Origin of the sequence: uncultured Bradyrhizobium sp. (assembly GCF_936928535.1) — a bacterium.
Classification (GTDB): Bacteria; Pseudomonadota; Alphaproteobacteria; order Rhizobiales; family Xanthobacteraceae; genus Bradyrhizobium.
On record NZ_CAKZHY010000170.1, the window covers coordinates 123,194 to 139,090 of the forward strand.

A 15,897-nucleotide genomic window follows, 5' to 3' on the forward strand; every position below is an offset into this window, starting at 1 on the left:
ATGGCAGCCAACAAGATCTTCCCCCGCACCCAGCGGATCGGGATCGTCGTGTTCAACGGATTCGAGCCGATCGATGTCTGGGGATTCGTCGAGGCGTTCTCGATTTCGCGCTTCCTGGGCACATCCTATGACGCACCGCCCGCCTATCGCTTCGAGATCAAGCTGATCAGCCGTGACGGCAAGAACGTCAAGAGCAGCAACGGGCCATCGGTCGCGCCCGACTGGGATTTCGCGCGCGCGCTCGAGGAGCCGCTCGATCTCTTGATGATCCCGGGCGGCGAAGGGACGCGGCCGCTGCTCGATGAGAAGAAGCATCCGAAGGAGGTCAAGGCGCTGCTGGCATGGATCCATCAGATGGATGCCCGCGTCCCCATCATGGCGTCGGTCTGCACGGGCGCCGCGGTGCTGGCGCGCGCGGGATTGCTCGATGGACGGCCGGCCGCAACCAACCATTTCGCCTTCAGCTGGGTGGCAGGGTTTGGTCCCAAAGTGCTGTGGGACAGCGTGTCGCGGTGGGTGGACGCCGGGAAATATGTCACCAGCGCGGGCGTGTCCGCCGGCACCGACATGGGCTTCTATCTCGTCTCGCGGCTCGCGGGCCGGGCCGTCGCCGAGAACGCCGCCATGGCCGCGGAATATGACTGGCACCGTGATCCGCAGACGCCGATCTTCTATCCGCAGCAGGCGGCGACGTAATTCAGAACGCTGCGGCCATCCTTCGAGACGCCCGCCGTTGGCGGGCCCTCAGGATGAGGACCGAGTGTGCGGCCGTAGTTCGACGAAGCACCGGTGCCGCGGAGCCTCATCCTGAGGAGCGCGCTCTTGCGCGTGTCTCGAAGGACGAGGCGCGCGCTCAGGTCGGGCAAAAGCGATTGCACTGCCCAATCATAGGAGTTGATTCGCGTCAGTGATGATGCCCGCCGCCGATCATGGCCCGCAGCGGCGCGGTGCCTTCCGGGCTGACGACTTCGACGACTTCCATCATGCCGAGATCTTCGTGATCCAGGATGTGACAGTGCAGGACGAACGCGCCGATGTAGTCGGTGTACTGCGTGTAAACGTTGATCTGCTGGCCCGGCGGAATCAGCACGGTGTCCTTCCACACGGTCTCCGGGCCCGACGGTCCCTGCCGCTGGAACTGGAACGGATTGACGTGGATGTGGAAGACGTGGGGCAACGGCGGGATGCCGTTGTTCGCGGTGGGATCACCGATGGTCGAGAGCGACCATTGGTCGACGGTGTTCAGCACCACCTTGCGGCTGTGGTTGGGATCGAAGGCCTCGTAATTGATCTGGAAATAGTTGCGCTTGCCGGGGACGTCCTGGCCGAGCTTGAACACGACCTGCTGCACGCCGACCGCCTGCGCCTTCAGATCGAGATTCGGGAACGGCGCGAGCGGGGCCATCTCGGCGCTGGTCGGCAGCGCCATATCGACGGGATCGCCCTGCACGTCGATGATTGCCAACACCTCCTCCGGCTGCGCCACGGCGCGCAACGACTGCGCGGCGGTCAGCGCGCCGTTGATCAGGCGATAGCGGCCTGGTGTCTTGCTGGCCTGCACCAGCACGTCGCTGCGATAGCCCGGCTGGAGCTCGATCGTCTGCCCCGCGGCCCAGGTATCGACGCGGCCGAGATAGAGACCATCGAGCGCGATCTCGTGTAACGGATGACCTTCCAGCCGGATGGCCAGCGAGGCGCGGAAGCCGGTGTCGATCATGCGCCAGCGCTGCACCTCGCCGGGCCGCATCGTGATGACAGGACGAATCTCGCCATTGATGGTGATCTGCCGCTTGCTGCAGGTCCAGGTGCCCGGATTGGGCGTCGGACAAGGCGAGGGATCGGGAAACAGCGCGGAGATCTGGTTCAGCTCGCCATTGGTGTTGTACAGGATGGTCTGGAACAGCATGACCTTCTCGCCCTTGTTGGCTTCGCGCAACGCGGGCGGAATCTTCGAGGGATCATCATCCAGGATGAGCGCGCCGGCCATACCGCTGCCGACCTGGATCGACGTCGAGCCATGGGTGTGGGCGTGATACCAGAATGAGCCGGGCGGATGGTTCGCGGGCACCCGGATCTCGTACGGGAACTGCGTCTGCGGCAGTATCGCGAGCAGAACGTTGTCACTGTTGCCGACCGGCGAGACATGCAGGCCGTGGGTGTGCAGGTTTGTGGTGTTGAACGAGGCGGGCACCACGCTCAGATGCGCGTTCGACCGCTCCTGCTCGAATTGCTGATTGACCTGGTCGGGCGTTTCCACCGGGAGCTTGTTGGACAAGAGGATGTTGAGTATGTCGCCCGGCTTGGCACGCAAGGTCGGTCCGGCGAGCTGCCCGCCATAGGTCCGCAGCGTGACGCCGCATCCGCCGATGCTGACCTTGGTCGGGTCGGTGTACTCGACGTCGAGCCCGGCCTTCAACACACCGTTCGCGGACGTGATCTCGGGCGGATTGTGGAATGGCTTTTCGCCATAGCGTGCGACGTCGATGTCCTTGTACTCGCAACCGGCGCGCTCGGCCTTTGCAACGCCGGCGCCGGCCGCGGCGATGGCCACGGCGAGAGCAAAGATCTGAATCGTCCGATGATGTGACATGGATCACTCCCGATCTGACAAATCCCGAGATGATGGCTCCTGCACGCCGTCACATCAGTGTCCGACGCAGCACGAGGGCAAAAATCACTTCAGCGTGTGCAGTATCAATGTACAATCTAAAGGAGTTTTATTACACTGCCAAGACGATCGTCAATCGATCCGCGGGCGCACGGCCGAATGGCGCGCAATCGGCCGCACGGAATTCACGCGTCGAGACGAAGCCAACGCGCCGATGCCGCCGTCGATACCGAAGGCACATTTCAAATGTCGAACGAGGGAGAGGCGCGGAGACGGCAGCTATCCCGAGCAAGCCACGCGCGCAAGTGAACGAAGCCTACCGGGTTTCGATCGGTCGAGTCTGGTCGTGCAACAGCAGCGCTCCTTGCGGAAAGCGAACCCATTCAAGCTTTGAGTCGCACCAAACCGCCACCTTGGGCTCGGGAAAAGTCGGATCGGCGAAACATCCAACGGGAATGCCGACGAGGTCGGGCAGGAGGTCGATAGCTGTCCGCACGGTCGAACCGCACACCGGGCAGAACGTGCATTCGACGTTCCCGCCGGACGCGCCCTTGCGCGTATAGGTCGTGCTATCGCCAGAGCAGCTCTTGACCTGATTCTTGTTCCAGCGCGAGGTGAGGGCAAATGCGCTTCCCGACCTCTTTTGACACCGCGTGCAGCTGCAGGCGGAAACCAATGCAGGCTCGCCTTCGACGCTTAGACTTAGCTGTCCGCAATGGCAGCTCGCTGTGCGCATGTTGTCGCTCCCCTCAGTGGCTCTTTCAGGCGCAGCATCATACAATCTAAGATCGATAGCGCACGCTATCGTTTGGATTCCTGGCCACGGCGCCGAAGTGAAGGTTCAGGCACCGTCCCGGTGCCGAACCTGCTAAGGCTGCAAGACATGCTGCTCAGCGGGCGTGACAGAGCCTCCCAGCAGGCAACCAACGGGCCTCTCGCCGGCGAAGCCGAGGCGCACCCGGATCTCGGACAACGCTCCCATCGCGCGGCCCTGCATGATCGTGATCCGCGCGCTGTTGGGTTCGATCAGTTCGTTCTTGAGCAGTCCGAACGAAAGCGCCGCAGCGGCAATGCCAGTGGCGGCATCTTCCGGGTAACCTGACGATTTCGGAAACTGCCGCGCCTCGAAACGTCGTTCGCCCTGGTGATCGATGGCGTAGGAGTAAAGGCCGGTCGATCCGATCCGCCCGCAGCACAGCTCGATCTCAGGCGGATTCGGCACCATTGCGTTGAGTTCGCGGACGCCCTTCATCGGGATCAGCGTCTTCACGCGTGAGGTGACGGCGTTCTGAATGGGCAGGTCGAGCAGATCGCGGCGTGACAGATTCAGCGTCGATAGAACGTCCTCCTCATCTGCACGCGGGAGATCGACGACCTTGCCGACCGGCTGGCTGATCTCGACGGACGGATCACCAGAACCCGCACGTTCGACAAAGCCCGTCACCGATCCGCTGCGCGTCTCGATGCGGACCTGTTCACCGGGCAAGCGCCCCTTGCTCGCGAGAACCCAGAGCGCGCCAATCGTCGCGTGACCACACATTTCCATCTCGTGCCTGGGAACCCAGAACCGGAAGACGTAGTCAGCATCCGGCCCTGGTGACGGCAGGACGAAGCCCGACTCATGCCCGAACCGCTGAGCCACGGACTGCATCGCCGCAGCTTCAAGCTTCGATGCATCGATGACAACAGGACAGGGATTGCCGCCCTGGCCCCTGTGGCTGAACACGTTGACAAGTTCGACCTCGGTCATCGGATGGCTCGATTCATGGAAAGCAGGGACAGCGAAGGCAGGACGGCAGGGACGCCAGCGATGGTACCGTTATCGCCCCAAGATCGGAAAGTCGATTTGGCCGACCATCTCGAGGCGATGAGGCCGCTGCGCTGGCCCCATAACTAAAATGGCCCGCATCAAGCGGGCCATTTCGGCATGGGCCAACACCGGTCTGTTCTCGATGCAAGCCTTTCGGCGGCCGATGCCGGAAACACTGCTCGCGCCAGCGATTCAAACCTGCTATGTCTCAACCATAGATTTTAGCTCCGATTTTTTTGTAGCCGCGATTGCGGCGGCGAAACGTCCGACATGGACGTCCAAATCACTCAAATGCCGATGTTCAGAGCCGAACGGTAACTGCAACGATCAATCTGGCGGAAGCGTCCGTCTGTCCTCAAGCCGGATCAAGGCCGCAAGCAAGACACAGGGGGAGCGCCATGCTGGTTCGGAAGAACGTTTGGGAATTAGGCGGCGACTGGGCTGATCCGATTCTCTGGTATGCGCGCGCGGTTGGCGCGCTGAAGTCCAAGCCGCTCGCCGATCGCACCAGCTGGCGCTTCTGGGCCGGCATGCACGGATACGACCAGGGACTCTGGGAGTTCTATGGTTACAAGGCGGCCCACGAGAAATTGCCGGCAAAGGCGGATTTCGACGAGTTCTGGCAGCAATGCCAGCATGGCAGCTGGTATTTTCTCCCGTGGCATCGCGGCTATCTGATCGGGTTCGAGAAGCTCATTCGCGCGACCGTCGTCAGCCTCAAGGGGCCGGCCGACTGGACCCTGCCCTACTGGAATTATTTCAAGACCGGTCAGAACGGCTTGCCGCCGGCCTTCGGAAGCCCGGACTGGCCTGACGGCAAGGGCAACAACCCCCTCTTCGTCGAGCAACGATGGGGGCCCGATCCATCGAAACCCGGCAAAGTCTTCGTCCCGCTCAAGGCCGTGAACCTGGACGCGATGGGCGTTCACGAATTCACGGGCGTTGCGAGTGGCGGCGATCGCGGGTTCGGCGGTATCGACACCGGCTTCGAGCACAGCGGCACCAAGCACGGCGACATCGAAAGCCAACCGCATGACCAGGTTCACGGCCTTGTCGGCGGCGAGAAGATGTTCCCGAAAGCGAGCCCGAGGCCGTTGCCGGGACTGATGTCCACGCCGGTGACCGCAGGCCTCGATCCGATTTTCTGGCTGCACCACGCCAACATCGATCGGCTGTGGCAAAGCTGGCGACTGAGCGACCACAGAAACACCGATCCGGAAGAGAGCAGCTGGAAGAAGGGGCCTGCGAGCCACGGCAAGCATCAATTTGTCGTGCCGCTGCCCGACGGCTCACCCTGGGTCTACACGCCGCAACAGATGTCGGACTTTGCCGGCGTCGGCTATACTTACAGCGATTTCTCGCCGGCCGGCGCGCGGCCGGCAGCGGTTGCCAGCGCTGCGGCGGCACCATCAGGAGCGGCCACGATGACGAAATCGACCGGAGCAGCAGTCGAGGTGGTTGGCGCCAGCGCAAAGGCGCTTGCCGTTGCAGGCAGCGGCGCGCAGACCTCCGTCCCGGTCGATGCGCGGATGCATGCAAAAGTTGCCGGCAAGATGGCTACCGCGGTCGCGCCGGGTGCGCGGGAGGAGCGGGTCTTCCTCAATCTGGAGAATGTGCGCGGCTATTCGGATGCGACCGTCCTGCAGGTCTATGTGCACTTTGCGGGCAAGGACGGCGCGCCATCGGCGGAGCGGCAAGTCGGGAGCATCGGGCTGTTCGGCATCACCAAGGCAACGGAGACCGATGCCGGGCATAAAGGCGACGGCTTGTCCTACGTGCTGAACATCACCAAGCCCTACCAGGAGTTCGCGGGTTCGGCGAATGTCGATCTTGCGAACATCGGCGTTCGTCTGGAGGCCGTCGCACCCGTGCAGCAATCGGCCGAGGTGAGCGTCGGCCGCATCAGCGTCGTGCGGCAAGGCGATTGACGGCAGCGCCATGACGCCCGCGGCCTATGAGCGTCTGCAGATCCGAATCCCGCTTGCCATCGCGGCGGCCGGAGCGTGGGTGGCGATGGCCGCGATGTCGCATGAACGCAAGCTCGTCGCTTTCTGCAGCAGCGATGTCTGGACGGCGCTATCGCTGGACAGGTTTGCGCTGGCCATCACGTTCTATTCGCCTGCAAGCCTCGCCGGCGAATGGATGCTGATGGTCGCCGCGATGATGATGCCGACGCTGGCAGGCGCGATGGGACACGTCCGTGCGCGAAGCCTGCCTCACCGGCGCAAGCGTTCGCTTGCGCTCTTCATCATCGGATATGGGGCGACCTGGGGCGCTTGCAGCATTCCGATCGTGTTCGCAATGCTGGCGCTCCAGCTCCTGCAGCTGTCGCCGGTAGCGACGATCGCGCTGGTTGGAAGCCTGATTCTGATCTGGCAATTTTCACCGGCGAAGCAGGCTTGCCTGAATCGCTGTCACGACCAGCCGCCGCTCGCAGCCCATGGGATCGCAGCCGACCTCGCCGCGCTCGGATATGGCGTCACGCAAGCGATCTGGTGTTGTGGAACATGCTGGGCGCTGATGCTCGTTCCGTTCACGGCACAGGACGGGCATCTCCTCGCCATGGCCGCAACGAGCGCCTATTTGATCGCCGAACGCCTGGATCAGCCGCGGCGTCCCGCCTGGGAAATACGATGGCCATCGACCGTTGCCAGGCTGCTGTGGTTCAGGCTCAGCGTTTGGCGACGCCCTGAAAACACGGGACGTGTCGCAGCCTGATCTGCGGGATCGCCCCGATCGCGCGGGCAAAAGAAAACCCGGCAATCCGTTCAGATTGCCGGGCTCTATTTGGTTGCGGGGATAGGATTTGAACCTATGACCTTCAGGTTATGAGCCTGACGAGCTACCGGGCTGCTCCACCCCGCGTTAAACCGTTGCGCGCCTTCGTGAAAATGCCGGGGACGGTGGATTGAGGGCCGACGCGGTGCGCGTGGCTTGCTTCTCCCGTCCCGAAGGCTTCCCTGGAAGGCAACCCCGGGCAAAGCCCGTCGGGTGCGGGGCGTATGTACCAACCCGGACTGTCTTTGGAAAGGGCTGAGGGGACGTTTTTTTCGACTTTGTGACAGCTCACGGGCGCAGATTCGGGCCGATTTGCCACACACTTGCCAGAAGTTCCACAAACCGCCAGCTTGCGGCAACAAAACAGAAGCCAAACGCCTGACAGGGGAGGAGCGCCTTGAACATCATTTTGGACCGCTCCCAGGCGAGTGCCCCGCTGGCCGCGCTGACCGACCAATTCCAAGCCATGGTCACGCGTTCCCGGGCCGAGGAGGCGCCGGATTGCGCCACGCGGCTCGACCGGCTGGCGCGGCTGCGCGCCGTGGTCGCCGACAATGAAGAGCGTTTCCGGCAGGCGATCTCGGCCGATTTCGGCCATCGCTCCCCGGTCGAGACCACCATCGCCGAGATGATGCTGGTGTTCTCCGAGATCCGGCATGCCTCGAAGCATTTGAAGGACTGGATGGCGCCGCAGCGCGTGGCAACCGCGCTGCAATTCCTCCCTGCCCGCAACCGGCTGATCCCGCAGCCGCTCGGCGTCGTCGGCATCATCGCGCCGTGGAACTATCCGCTGCAGCTGACGCTTGCGCCCGCGATCGGCGCGATCGCGGCCGGCAACCGCGTCATCATCAAGCCGAGCGAGCTCGTGCCGCATTTGTCCGCGCTTCTGAAGGAGACGGTCGCGCAAAAATTCGATGCCACCGAGCTGCTCGTCACCGGCGTCGAGGACGAGGTCGCAAAGGGCTTTGCGCAGCTTCCGTTCGATCATCTCCTCTTCACCGGCTCGACCCGGGTGGGGCGGCTGGTCGCGGAAGCCGCGGGGCGCAATCTGACGCCCGTCACGCTCGAGCTCGGCGGCAAGTCACCCGCGATCATCGATGCATCTGCCGATCTCGACGAGGCGGCCGAGCGCATCGCCTATGGAAAGCTGCTCAATGCCGGGCAGACCTGCATCGCGCCCGACTACGTGCTGGTGCCTGATAGCGTGTTGCAGGCTTTCGCCGAGAAGGTGCGCGCAGCGATGCGGCGCATGTTCGGCACTGACCCCACCAACAAGGACTACACCTCGATCATTTCCGACCGACACTATACACGGCTCGAAGCGCTGGTTGCGGACGCAGCGCAGCACGGCGCAAGGATACTGCAACCGGCCAAGGCTGACGATCCCAACTGGAAGGCGCACCGCAAATTTCCGCCGACACTGATCCTTGGCGCGACCGAAGACATGGCGGTGATGCGCGAGGAGATCTTTGGACCCGTGCTGCCTGTGCTGGGCATTCGCGAGCCGACTGAGGCCATCAGCTTCATCAACCGCCGCGACCGGCCGCTCGCGCTGTACTGGTTCGGCAGGGACGTCCAGGCGCGAGACCAGGTGCTGGCGCGCACCGTCTCCGGCGGCGTCACCATCAACGACTGCCTGTTTCACTTCGCGCAAACCAACCAGCCGATGGGCGGCGTCGGCGCATCGGGCACCGGCGCCTATCACGGCGAGTGGGGGTTCAGGACTTTCAGCAAGCTGAAGCCGGTGTTCTATCGCTCCAGGTTCAACCGCCTCGCCGATCTCTATCCGCCCTATGGGGCTAAGATCGCGCGGCTGGAGAAGATGATGCGGTTCATGTCGTAAGGGTGGTCGTTCCGGGGCGCGAAGCGAACCCGGAACCTCGAGATTCCGGGTTCGCGCTGCGCGCGCCCCGGAATGACAAAAACGGGGGAAACACAAGTGACTGACACATTCGATTTCATCGTGGTGGGCGCGGGCTCCGGCGGCTGCGCGGTCGCCGGGCGGCTGTCGGAGGATGCGGCGACGTCAGTGGCGCTGCTCGATGCCGGCGGACGCAACGACAGCTGGCGCATCACGACGCCGTTCGGACTCGCTCTGCCCTACAGCGTGGCCAACTGGGCCTTCGACACCGTGCCCCAGAAAGGCTTGAACGGCCGCATCGGCTATCAACCGCGCGGCAAGGGCCTCGGCGGCTCCTCGGCGATCAACGCCATGGTCTATATCCGCGGCCACAAATGGGACTACGACCACTGGGCTTCGCTCGGCAACCAAGGCTGGTCGTATGCGGACGTGCTGCCCTATTTCAAGCGCTCGGAAGACAACAGCGATTTCGACGGCGAGTATCACGGCAAGGGCGGCCCGCTGCATGTCAACAGGCTGCGCTCCGACAATCCGATCCACGAGGTCTTCCATCAGGCCGCGCGCGAGGCGCAGTTCCGCATCCGCGAGGACTTCAACGCCGAAGATCACGAAGGCCTCGGCAGCTATCAGGTGACGCAGCACAAGGGCGAGCGCTGGAGCGCGGCGCGCGCTTACGTGCAGCCCCACATGGACAAGCGCACCAATCTGCGGGTCGAGACGGGAGCGCACGCCACGAAGATTCTGTTCGAGGACGGGCGCGCGGTCGGCGTGGAATATGTGCAGGGCAAGCAAAAGAGGCAGCTGCGCGCGCGCCGCGAGGTGATCCTTGCTGGCGGCGCCTTCCAGTCACCGCAATTGCTGATGCTGTCGGGCATCGGCGATGGCGAAGCACTGGGCAAGCACGGTATCGGCGTCACGCATCATCTACCCGGCGTCGGGCAGAATTTGCAGGACCATCCGGATTTCGTGTTCGTCTACGCCTCCGACTATCCGCACTTCGTGCATGCATCGCTCGGTCGGCTGCCATCCCTGCTCCGCGGCATCCAGCGGTACCGCAAAGAACGACGCGGCCTGATGACCACCAACTTTGCCGAGTGTGGCGGCTTCCTGAAGACGCGGCCCGATCTCGACGTCCCCGATATCCAGCTGCACTTCGTCATCGCGATGCTCGACGATCACGGCCGCAAGAAACACAAGGAGGCAGGCTTCTCATGCCATGTCTGCCTGCTCAGGCCGAAGAGCCGCGGCAGCGTGTGGCTGAAGAGCGCAGATCCGCTCGCGGCGCCGATGATCGATCCAAATTTCCTGGGCGAGACGGAAGACCTCGAGTCGATGGTCGCGGGCTTCAAGACCACGCGGCGCCTGATGGAGACGCCTGCGCTGCGCGCGTTGCAGAAGAAGGACATGTTCACGTCAGATGTGCGCACCGACGACGACATTCGCAACGTTTTGCGCAACCGCGTCGACACGGTCTATCACCCGGTCGGCACCTGCAAGATGGGCACGGATTCGATGGCGGTGGTCGATCCGAAGCTGAAGGTGCATGGCGTGGACGGTTTGCGCATCGTCGATGCCTCGATCATGCCGACGCTGATCGGCGGCAACACCAATGCGCCCACCATCATGATCGGCGAGAAGGCCGCCGATATGATCCGGGCGGAGATGCGGTAGCTCCTCTCCCTCTCCCCGTTCTTACGGGGAGAGGGTTGGGGTGAGGGGCCTCTCTCCGCGAATTGGGTGAGAGTTGGACTCGTGGAGAGTCCCCCTCACCCGGATTGCATCTTCGATGCAATCCGGCCTCTCCCCCGCGAGCAGGGAGAGGCGAAGAGGAGGCCCCCTTCGAGGATGTTTTCTTTACTGACGTCGAATAGTCATGGAATGAGCGCAGTATTCGAGCCCATGGAGCGACAAAAAATACAGACGATTTTAGCGATCTGAAACCGGAACGATCGGTTGGGCGTTCATTCGTTCCATTGGCAGGGTTTCGCTCATGAACAGTTTCGATCTCGCGGTCTATGCGGCGTTCGCAATTGCCATCGGATTCGGCTTCAGGACCGGCCTGCTCGGCAGCGCCATGACCATCCTCGCCTATCTGCTCGCAGCTCCCATTGCGGTGGCGCTGATGCCGCTGATCGTGCCGCAGGTTGCCGGCAATCCGAACGCGCCGCTGGTTCAAAACTGGATCTGGTTCTTCGGCATCTTCATCGTCGTCGGCATGCTGTTCGGCTATATCGGACGTCTCGCGCTGAGCGACACGATCCGTGACGCCGGCATCGGCGACCGCCTCGGCGGTGCCGCGCTCGGCGCCATCAGGGTCGGGCTCGTCGCCACCACGCTGGTGCTGGTGTTCGACCAGATCGTGCCGGCCAACCGCCAGCCGCCCTTCCTCGCCGGCTCGCATCTGCGGCCGCTGTTCTCGGCGGTCGGGCAGATGGGCTTCAAGTCGCTGCCGCCGGAGGCCGCCGAGGCGATCGACCGCCTCAAGCAGGAACGGCGCATCTAGCGCGCATTTGCATTGCCGTGACGCGCGCCATGCATTTTGACGCGGCTCCCTCTCTTATCAGCGGCGTTCAGGTTGGCTAGAGTGCCGGCCATCCAAAAAACTGCATGCTAGTTCGGGAGTGAAACAGTGGATCTTGGGATCAAAGGTCGCCGCGCCATCGTCTGCGCATCCAGCAAGGGCCTCGGGCGCGCCTGCGCCTTCTCGCTGGCGGACGCCGGCGTCGACGTCACGCTGACCGCGCGCGGCGCTGAGGCGCTGAAAAAAACGGCCGACGAGATCCGGAAGGCCTATCCAAATGTGAAGGTTACCGAGATCGTCGGCGACATCACGACGCCTGCGGGGCGCGAAGCCGTTCTGAAGGCCTGCCCCGAGCCCGATATCCTGATCAACAATGCCGGCGGCCCGCCGCCCGGCGATTTCCGCAACTGGACCCGCGACGACTGGATCAAGGCGATCGACGCCAACATGTTGACGCCGATCGAGTTGATCAAGGCGACCGTCGACGGCATGATGGCGCGCAAGTTCGGCCGCATCGTCAACATCACCTCGGCCGCGGTGAAGGCGCCGATCGACATTCTCGGCCTCTCCAACGGCGCGCGCGCCGGCCTCACCGGCTTCATCGCCGGCCTGTCGCGCAAGACCGTGATCAACAACGTCACCATCAATGGCCTGTTGCCCGGCCCGTTCGAAACCGACCGCCTGACCGGCACCGCGAAGGCGGAAGCCGACAAGCGCGGCACGACGCCGGAAGCAATCCTGGCCGAGCGCGCAAAACTCAATCCGGCCGGCCGCTTCGGCCAGCCCGACGAGTTCGGCTATGCCTGCGCCTTCCTCTGCGGCGCCAAGGCCGGCTTCATCACCGGCCAGAACATCCTGCTCGATGGCGGCGCCTTCCCGGGAACGCTGTGAGAGCGGTCTGGTACGAGCAGACGGGACCGGCCGTCGACGTCCTCACCTATGGTGAGATGGCGACGCCGGTCGCGGGCCCGGGCGAAGTTCGCATTCGCCTGGAAGCGTCCGGCGTCAACCCGGCGGATGTCGGCCGGCGCGGCGGCTCCTATCGGACGATGGACTACCCGCGCGTCATTCCGAACAGCGATGGCGCGGGCTTCATCGACCAGATCGGCGATGGCGTGACGCGATTCAAAGTCGGCGACCGGGTCTGGTTGTTCAACGGCCAGCGCAATGGCCGCGCCTTCGGCACGGCGGCAGAATATATCGCGCTCGCCGAACAGCTGGTGACGCCGCTGCCGGATCAGCTCTCCTTTGCGGAAGGCGCAACGCTCGGCATCCCCGCGATGACGGCGTGGTGCTCGCTGTTTGCCGACGGGCCGATCGTCGGCAAGACGGTGCTCGTCACCGGCGGCGCCGGTGCCGTCGGGCACTATGCGGTGCAATTGGCACAATGGGGCGGCGCGCAGGTGATCGCGACGGTCAGCTCGGCGATGAAAGGCGAGCAGGCGCGGCGCGCGGGCGCTGATCTCGTGGTCAATTACAGGAACGAGGACGTCGTTGCGAAAGCGATGGCGTTGACGGGCGGACGGGGTGTCGACCACGTCGTTGACGTGGATTTTGGCGGCAACATCGCGACCACGCTCAAGCTGATGGCGATGAATTCGACCATCGCGGTGTATGCCACCAACGGCAACCGCACGCCAAATTTGCCGATGCGCGAGCTGATGGAGAAATGCATCAATCTGCGCGGGCTGGTGCTGTTCGCTCTGCCGCCGGCGCTACTCGCGGCGGCGCAGGCCGACCTCTCGAAATGGCTGGCGGCGGGGCCGCGGCTCCACAATGTCGCGGCGCAATTCGCGCTGTCGGATACGGCTCAGGCGCACCTCGCCGTCGAGAAGGGCGACAAACTCGGCACTGTGATCGTCGACTGCGCGCGGTAAGAGTTAAGCAACAGGCGTGGTCCGCTCGTCGCTCCAGTCGATGCCAAGCTCGTCCATGCCGTCGGCGAGGAGATCGCCCAGCATCGGCTCGCCCAGCAGATACTGCACCGTCTCGCGCCGAGGCGTCTTGTACTCGCTGCGCGCCTCGACCGCGCGGGCGCGCATGTCGTCCCATTCGTCGACATCGCCATCGCCGCGGCCGAGCCACATCAGCGTGACCAGGTCGAGCTGCTCGTCCTCGTTCAGGGCCCCGATGAAACCGGCGAGCTCGGCTGCAACCGGATCGGAATTGGTGTCCTCGAGCACGTCGATCTCGTCGTCATCGGAGGGGTTGGAGCCGGAATCCTGATCGGTGGCGGCTTCCTTGACGTCGAATTCGCGCGCCTTCTCGATGATGAAAGCAACCTTGTCGGCGGAAATCGCAAGCTCTGGCATGGGCTCCCCCTTTGGATCTCGATGGGTTCCTCACATAACGCAACATCACGACAGATGATCCATTGCGCTTGGCGGCGGAAGGAGTGCATCTTTTGGCGCCAACAAAGAAAATGGGGGTACGCCCGATGCAGTGGAAGGTCGGCAAGGTCAAAATCACCAGGATCGTCGAAATGGAGACGGTCGGCTCGACCCGCTTCATCCTGCCGGCAGCAACCACTGATGAAATCCGGAAGCTGCCCTGGCTGATCCCGCATTTCGCCACCGAGGAGGGCCGGCTGAAAATGTCGATCCATTCGCTGGTTGTCGAAACGCCGGCGCGGCGGATCGTGGTGGACACCGGCCTCGGCAACGACAAGCAGGGTCGCGGCGTTCCGACCTGGAATAATCGCAATACGCCGTTTCTGGAGATGATGACGGCCGCCGGCTTTCCCCCTGAGAGCATCGACACGGTGTTGTGCACGCATTTGCACGTCGATCATGTCGGCTGGAATACGAAGCTCGTCGAGGGCAAATGGGTGCCGACGTTCCCGCGAGCGCGCTACCTGTTCGGCAAGACCGAATATGACTATTGGCGTGACTATACGGCCGAGGCGGACAAGGTCGCGGTGTTCGAGGATTCCGTGAAGCCGGTCGTGGACGCCGGGAAGGTCGAGCTGATCGGGAGCGATCACCGGCTCTGCGAGGAGGTCAGCATGATCCCGACCCCGGGCCACAGCCCAGGGCATATGAGCGTCCTGATCGAATCCGGCGGCGAACAGGCGCTGCTCAGCGGCGACGTCGCCCATCACCCTTGCCAGATGGCGCACCTCAACTGGTGCTCGGTCGTCGACACCGATCCCGCCCAATCGGCGGCATCTAGGCACAAGGTGTTCTCGCGCTTTGCCGATACCCCGACCCTGGTGATCGGCGGGCATTTCTCGGCAGGGCACATCCGACGGGAGGGCGATGCGTTCAGGTTTGAGGCGCTGGGATCGTAAGGCTTCGTAGGGGCCACCCTACAAAGTAAGGGCTGCATTGCGCCCCGTTTCGGCGGTTGAATTTCCCGCCGCGCTGTTCCATGAAGCTGTTTAACCGATCAGTCCATCTCAAGGGAGAAACGAGAATGAAGCTTGTTCGTTACGGCGAAAAGGGTGCGGAAAAGCCCGGCCTGATCGACAAATCCGGCCAGTTGCGCGACCTGTCGGCGCATCTGAAGGACCTCACCGGCGAGGCCTATTCGCCGGATTCTCTGAAGAAGCTCGCCGCGATTGACCCGGCCTCGCTGCCCGCGGTCTCCGGCAAGCCGCGCTTCGGCGCGCCCGTCACCGGCATCTCGAAATTCGTCGCGATCGGCCTCAACTACAGCGACCACGCCAAGGAGACCGGCGCCGCGATCCCGACCGAGCCGATTATCTTCATGAAGGCCAACACCTCGCTGTCGGGCCCGAACGACAACGTCGAGAAGCCGCGCGGCTCGACCAAGCTCGACTGGGAGGTCGAGATCGCCGCCATCATCGGCACCCGCGCCAAATACGTCTCGGAAGCCGATGCGCTGAACTACGTCGCCGGCTATTGCGTCTGCAACGACGTCTCCGAGCGCAACTTCCAGACTGAGCGCCTGGGTCAGTGGACCAAGGGCAAGTCCCACGACACGTTCGGCCCTGTTGGCCCCTGGCTCGCCACCAAGGACGAGATCAACGATGTGCAGAACCTGTCGATGTGGCTCGACGTCAACGGTCAGCGCCGTCAGACCGGCTCGACCAAGACCATGATCTTCTCGATGGCCAAGTGCGTCTCCTACGTCTCGCAGTTCATGACGCTGCTGCCGGGCGACATCATCACCACGGGCACCCCGCCCGGCGTCGGCCTCGGCATGAAGCCGCCGACCTTCCTCAATGTCGGCGACGTCATCACGCTCGGCATCGAAGGTCTCGGCGAGCAACGCCAGGAGATCGTGGCGGCGTAAGGCCGCCGCCCTCATCCTGAGGAGCGCGCAACGCGCGCGTCTCGAAGGATGCGCTACAAACA

The 15,897-nt window shown here is 63.5% G+C and carries 14 protein-coding genes and 1 tRNA gene; 10 read left to right on the forward strand and 5 right to left on the reverse strand.

Going from position 1 to position 15,897, the window contains the following annotated elements:
• Entirely contained in the window at positions 1-696 is a 696-nt protein-coding gene (locus Q0687_RS33595; protein WP_298886545.1) for a DJ-1/PfpI family protein, read from the forward strand.
• A 208-nt stretch (positions 697-904) separates the two neighbouring features.
• On the opposite strand, the gene Q0687_RS33600 is transcribed toward Q0687_RS33595, so the two are convergent.
• From Q0687_RS33600 to Q0687_RS33610, 3 genes are all read right to left on the reverse strand, one after another.
• A complete protein-coding gene (locus tag Q0687_RS33600; protein WP_298886548.1) occupies positions 905-2,590 on the reverse strand; it encodes a multicopper oxidase family protein in 1,686 nt (561 codons plus the stop codon).
• Between the two features lie 334 nt (positions 2,591-2,924).
• On the reverse strand, positions 2,925-3,344 hold the full coding sequence (locus tag Q0687_RS33605; RefSeq protein ID WP_298886551.1) for a GFA family protein: 420 nt from the start codon (positions 3,342-3,344) through the stop codon (positions 2,925-2,927).
• A 132-nt stretch (positions 3,345-3,476) separates the two neighbouring features.
• Positions 3,477-4,358: a PhzF family phenazine biosynthesis isomerase gene (locus Q0687_RS33610; protein ID WP_298886553.1), complete on the reverse strand. Its 882-nt coding sequence runs from the start codon at positions 4,356-4,358 to the stop codon at positions 3,477-3,479.
• A 458-nt stretch (positions 4,359-4,816) separates the two neighbouring features.
• Between Q0687_RS33610 and Q0687_RS33615 the strand changes: the two genes are divergently transcribed.
• Both Q0687_RS33615 and Q0687_RS33620 read left to right on the forward strand, forming a co-directional pair.
• Complete coding sequence (locus Q0687_RS33615) at positions 4,817-6,346, forward strand: tyrosinase family protein (protein WP_298886556.1); 1,530 nt, start codon at positions 4,817-4,819, stop codon at positions 6,344-6,346.
• 10 nt (positions 6,347-6,356) lie between these two features.
• Positions 6,357-7,136 carry a DUF2182 domain-containing protein gene (locus Q0687_RS33620; protein WP_298886559.1) on the forward strand — a complete coding sequence of 260 codons (780 nt, stop codon included), beginning with the start codon at positions 6,357-6,359 and terminating at the stop codon, positions 7,134-7,136.
• Between the two features lie 70 nt (positions 7,137-7,206).
• Here Q0687_RS33620 and Q0687_RS33625 read toward each other — a convergent pair.
• Positions 7,207-7,283 (reverse strand) — tRNA-Met (locus Q0687_RS33625).
• A gap of 379 nt (positions 7,284-7,662) precedes the next feature.
• Here Q0687_RS33625 and Q0687_RS33630 point away from each other — a divergent pair.
• The 5 genes from Q0687_RS33630 to Q0687_RS33650 all read left to right on the forward strand — a co-directional run bounded on the left by Q0687_RS33630 (position 7,663) and on the right by Q0687_RS33650 (position 13,455).
• The gene (locus tag Q0687_RS33630; protein ID WP_298886592.1) at positions 7,663-9,039 is read left to right on the forward strand and encodes a coniferyl aldehyde dehydrogenase; all 1,377 of its coding nucleotides are present in this window, start codon (positions 7,663-7,665) and stop codon (positions 9,037-9,039) included.
• Between the two features lie 96 nt (positions 9,040-9,135).
• Positions 9,136-10,728 (forward strand): choline dehydrogenase, encoded by a 1,593-nt coding sequence (locus Q0687_RS33635; protein WP_298886562.1) that lies wholly within the window; start codon positions 9,136-9,138, stop codon positions 10,726-10,728.
• Positions 10,729-11,047: 319 nt separating this feature from the next.
• Positions 11,048-11,560, forward strand: a complete 513-nt coding sequence (locus Q0687_RS33640) for a CvpA family protein (protein WP_298886565.1) — start codon at positions 11,048-11,050, stop codon at positions 11,558-11,560.
• A gap of 126 nt (positions 11,561-11,686) precedes the next feature.
• A complete protein-coding gene (locus Q0687_RS33645; protein ID WP_298886568.1) occupies positions 11,687-12,469 on the forward strand; it encodes an SDR family oxidoreductase in 783 nt (260 codons plus the stop codon).
• The gene (locus tag Q0687_RS33650) at positions 12,466-13,455 is read left to right on the forward strand and encodes an NADPH:quinone reductase (protein ID WP_298886571.1); all 990 of its coding nucleotides are present in this window, start codon (positions 12,466-12,468) and stop codon (positions 13,453-13,455) included. The genes Q0687_RS33645 and Q0687_RS33650 overlap by 4 nt, the downstream gene beginning before the upstream one ends.
• Before the next feature lie 3 nt (positions 13,456-13,458).
• Here the strand turns inward: Q0687_RS33650 and Q0687_RS33655 are convergent, their stop codons facing one another.
• The gene (locus Q0687_RS33655) at positions 13,459-13,890 is read right to left on the reverse strand and encodes a DUF3775 domain-containing protein (RefSeq protein ID WP_298886573.1); all 432 of its coding nucleotides are present in this window, start codon (positions 13,888-13,890) and stop codon (positions 13,459-13,461) included.
• A gap of 125 nt (positions 13,891-14,015) precedes the next feature.
• Here Q0687_RS33655 and Q0687_RS33660 point away from each other — a divergent pair, with 125 nt between their 5' ends.
• Positions 14,016-14,867, forward strand: coding sequence for an MBL fold metallo-hydrolase (locus Q0687_RS33660; protein WP_298886576.1), 852 nt, complete (start codon positions 14,016-14,018; stop codon positions 14,865-14,867).
• Between the two features lie 125 nt (positions 14,868-14,992).
• A complete protein-coding gene (locus Q0687_RS33665; protein WP_298886579.1) occupies positions 14,993-15,835 on the forward strand; it encodes a fumarylacetoacetate hydrolase family protein in 843 nt (280 codons plus the stop codon).
• The last annotated feature ends 62 nt before the right edge of the window (positions 15,836-15,897 follow it).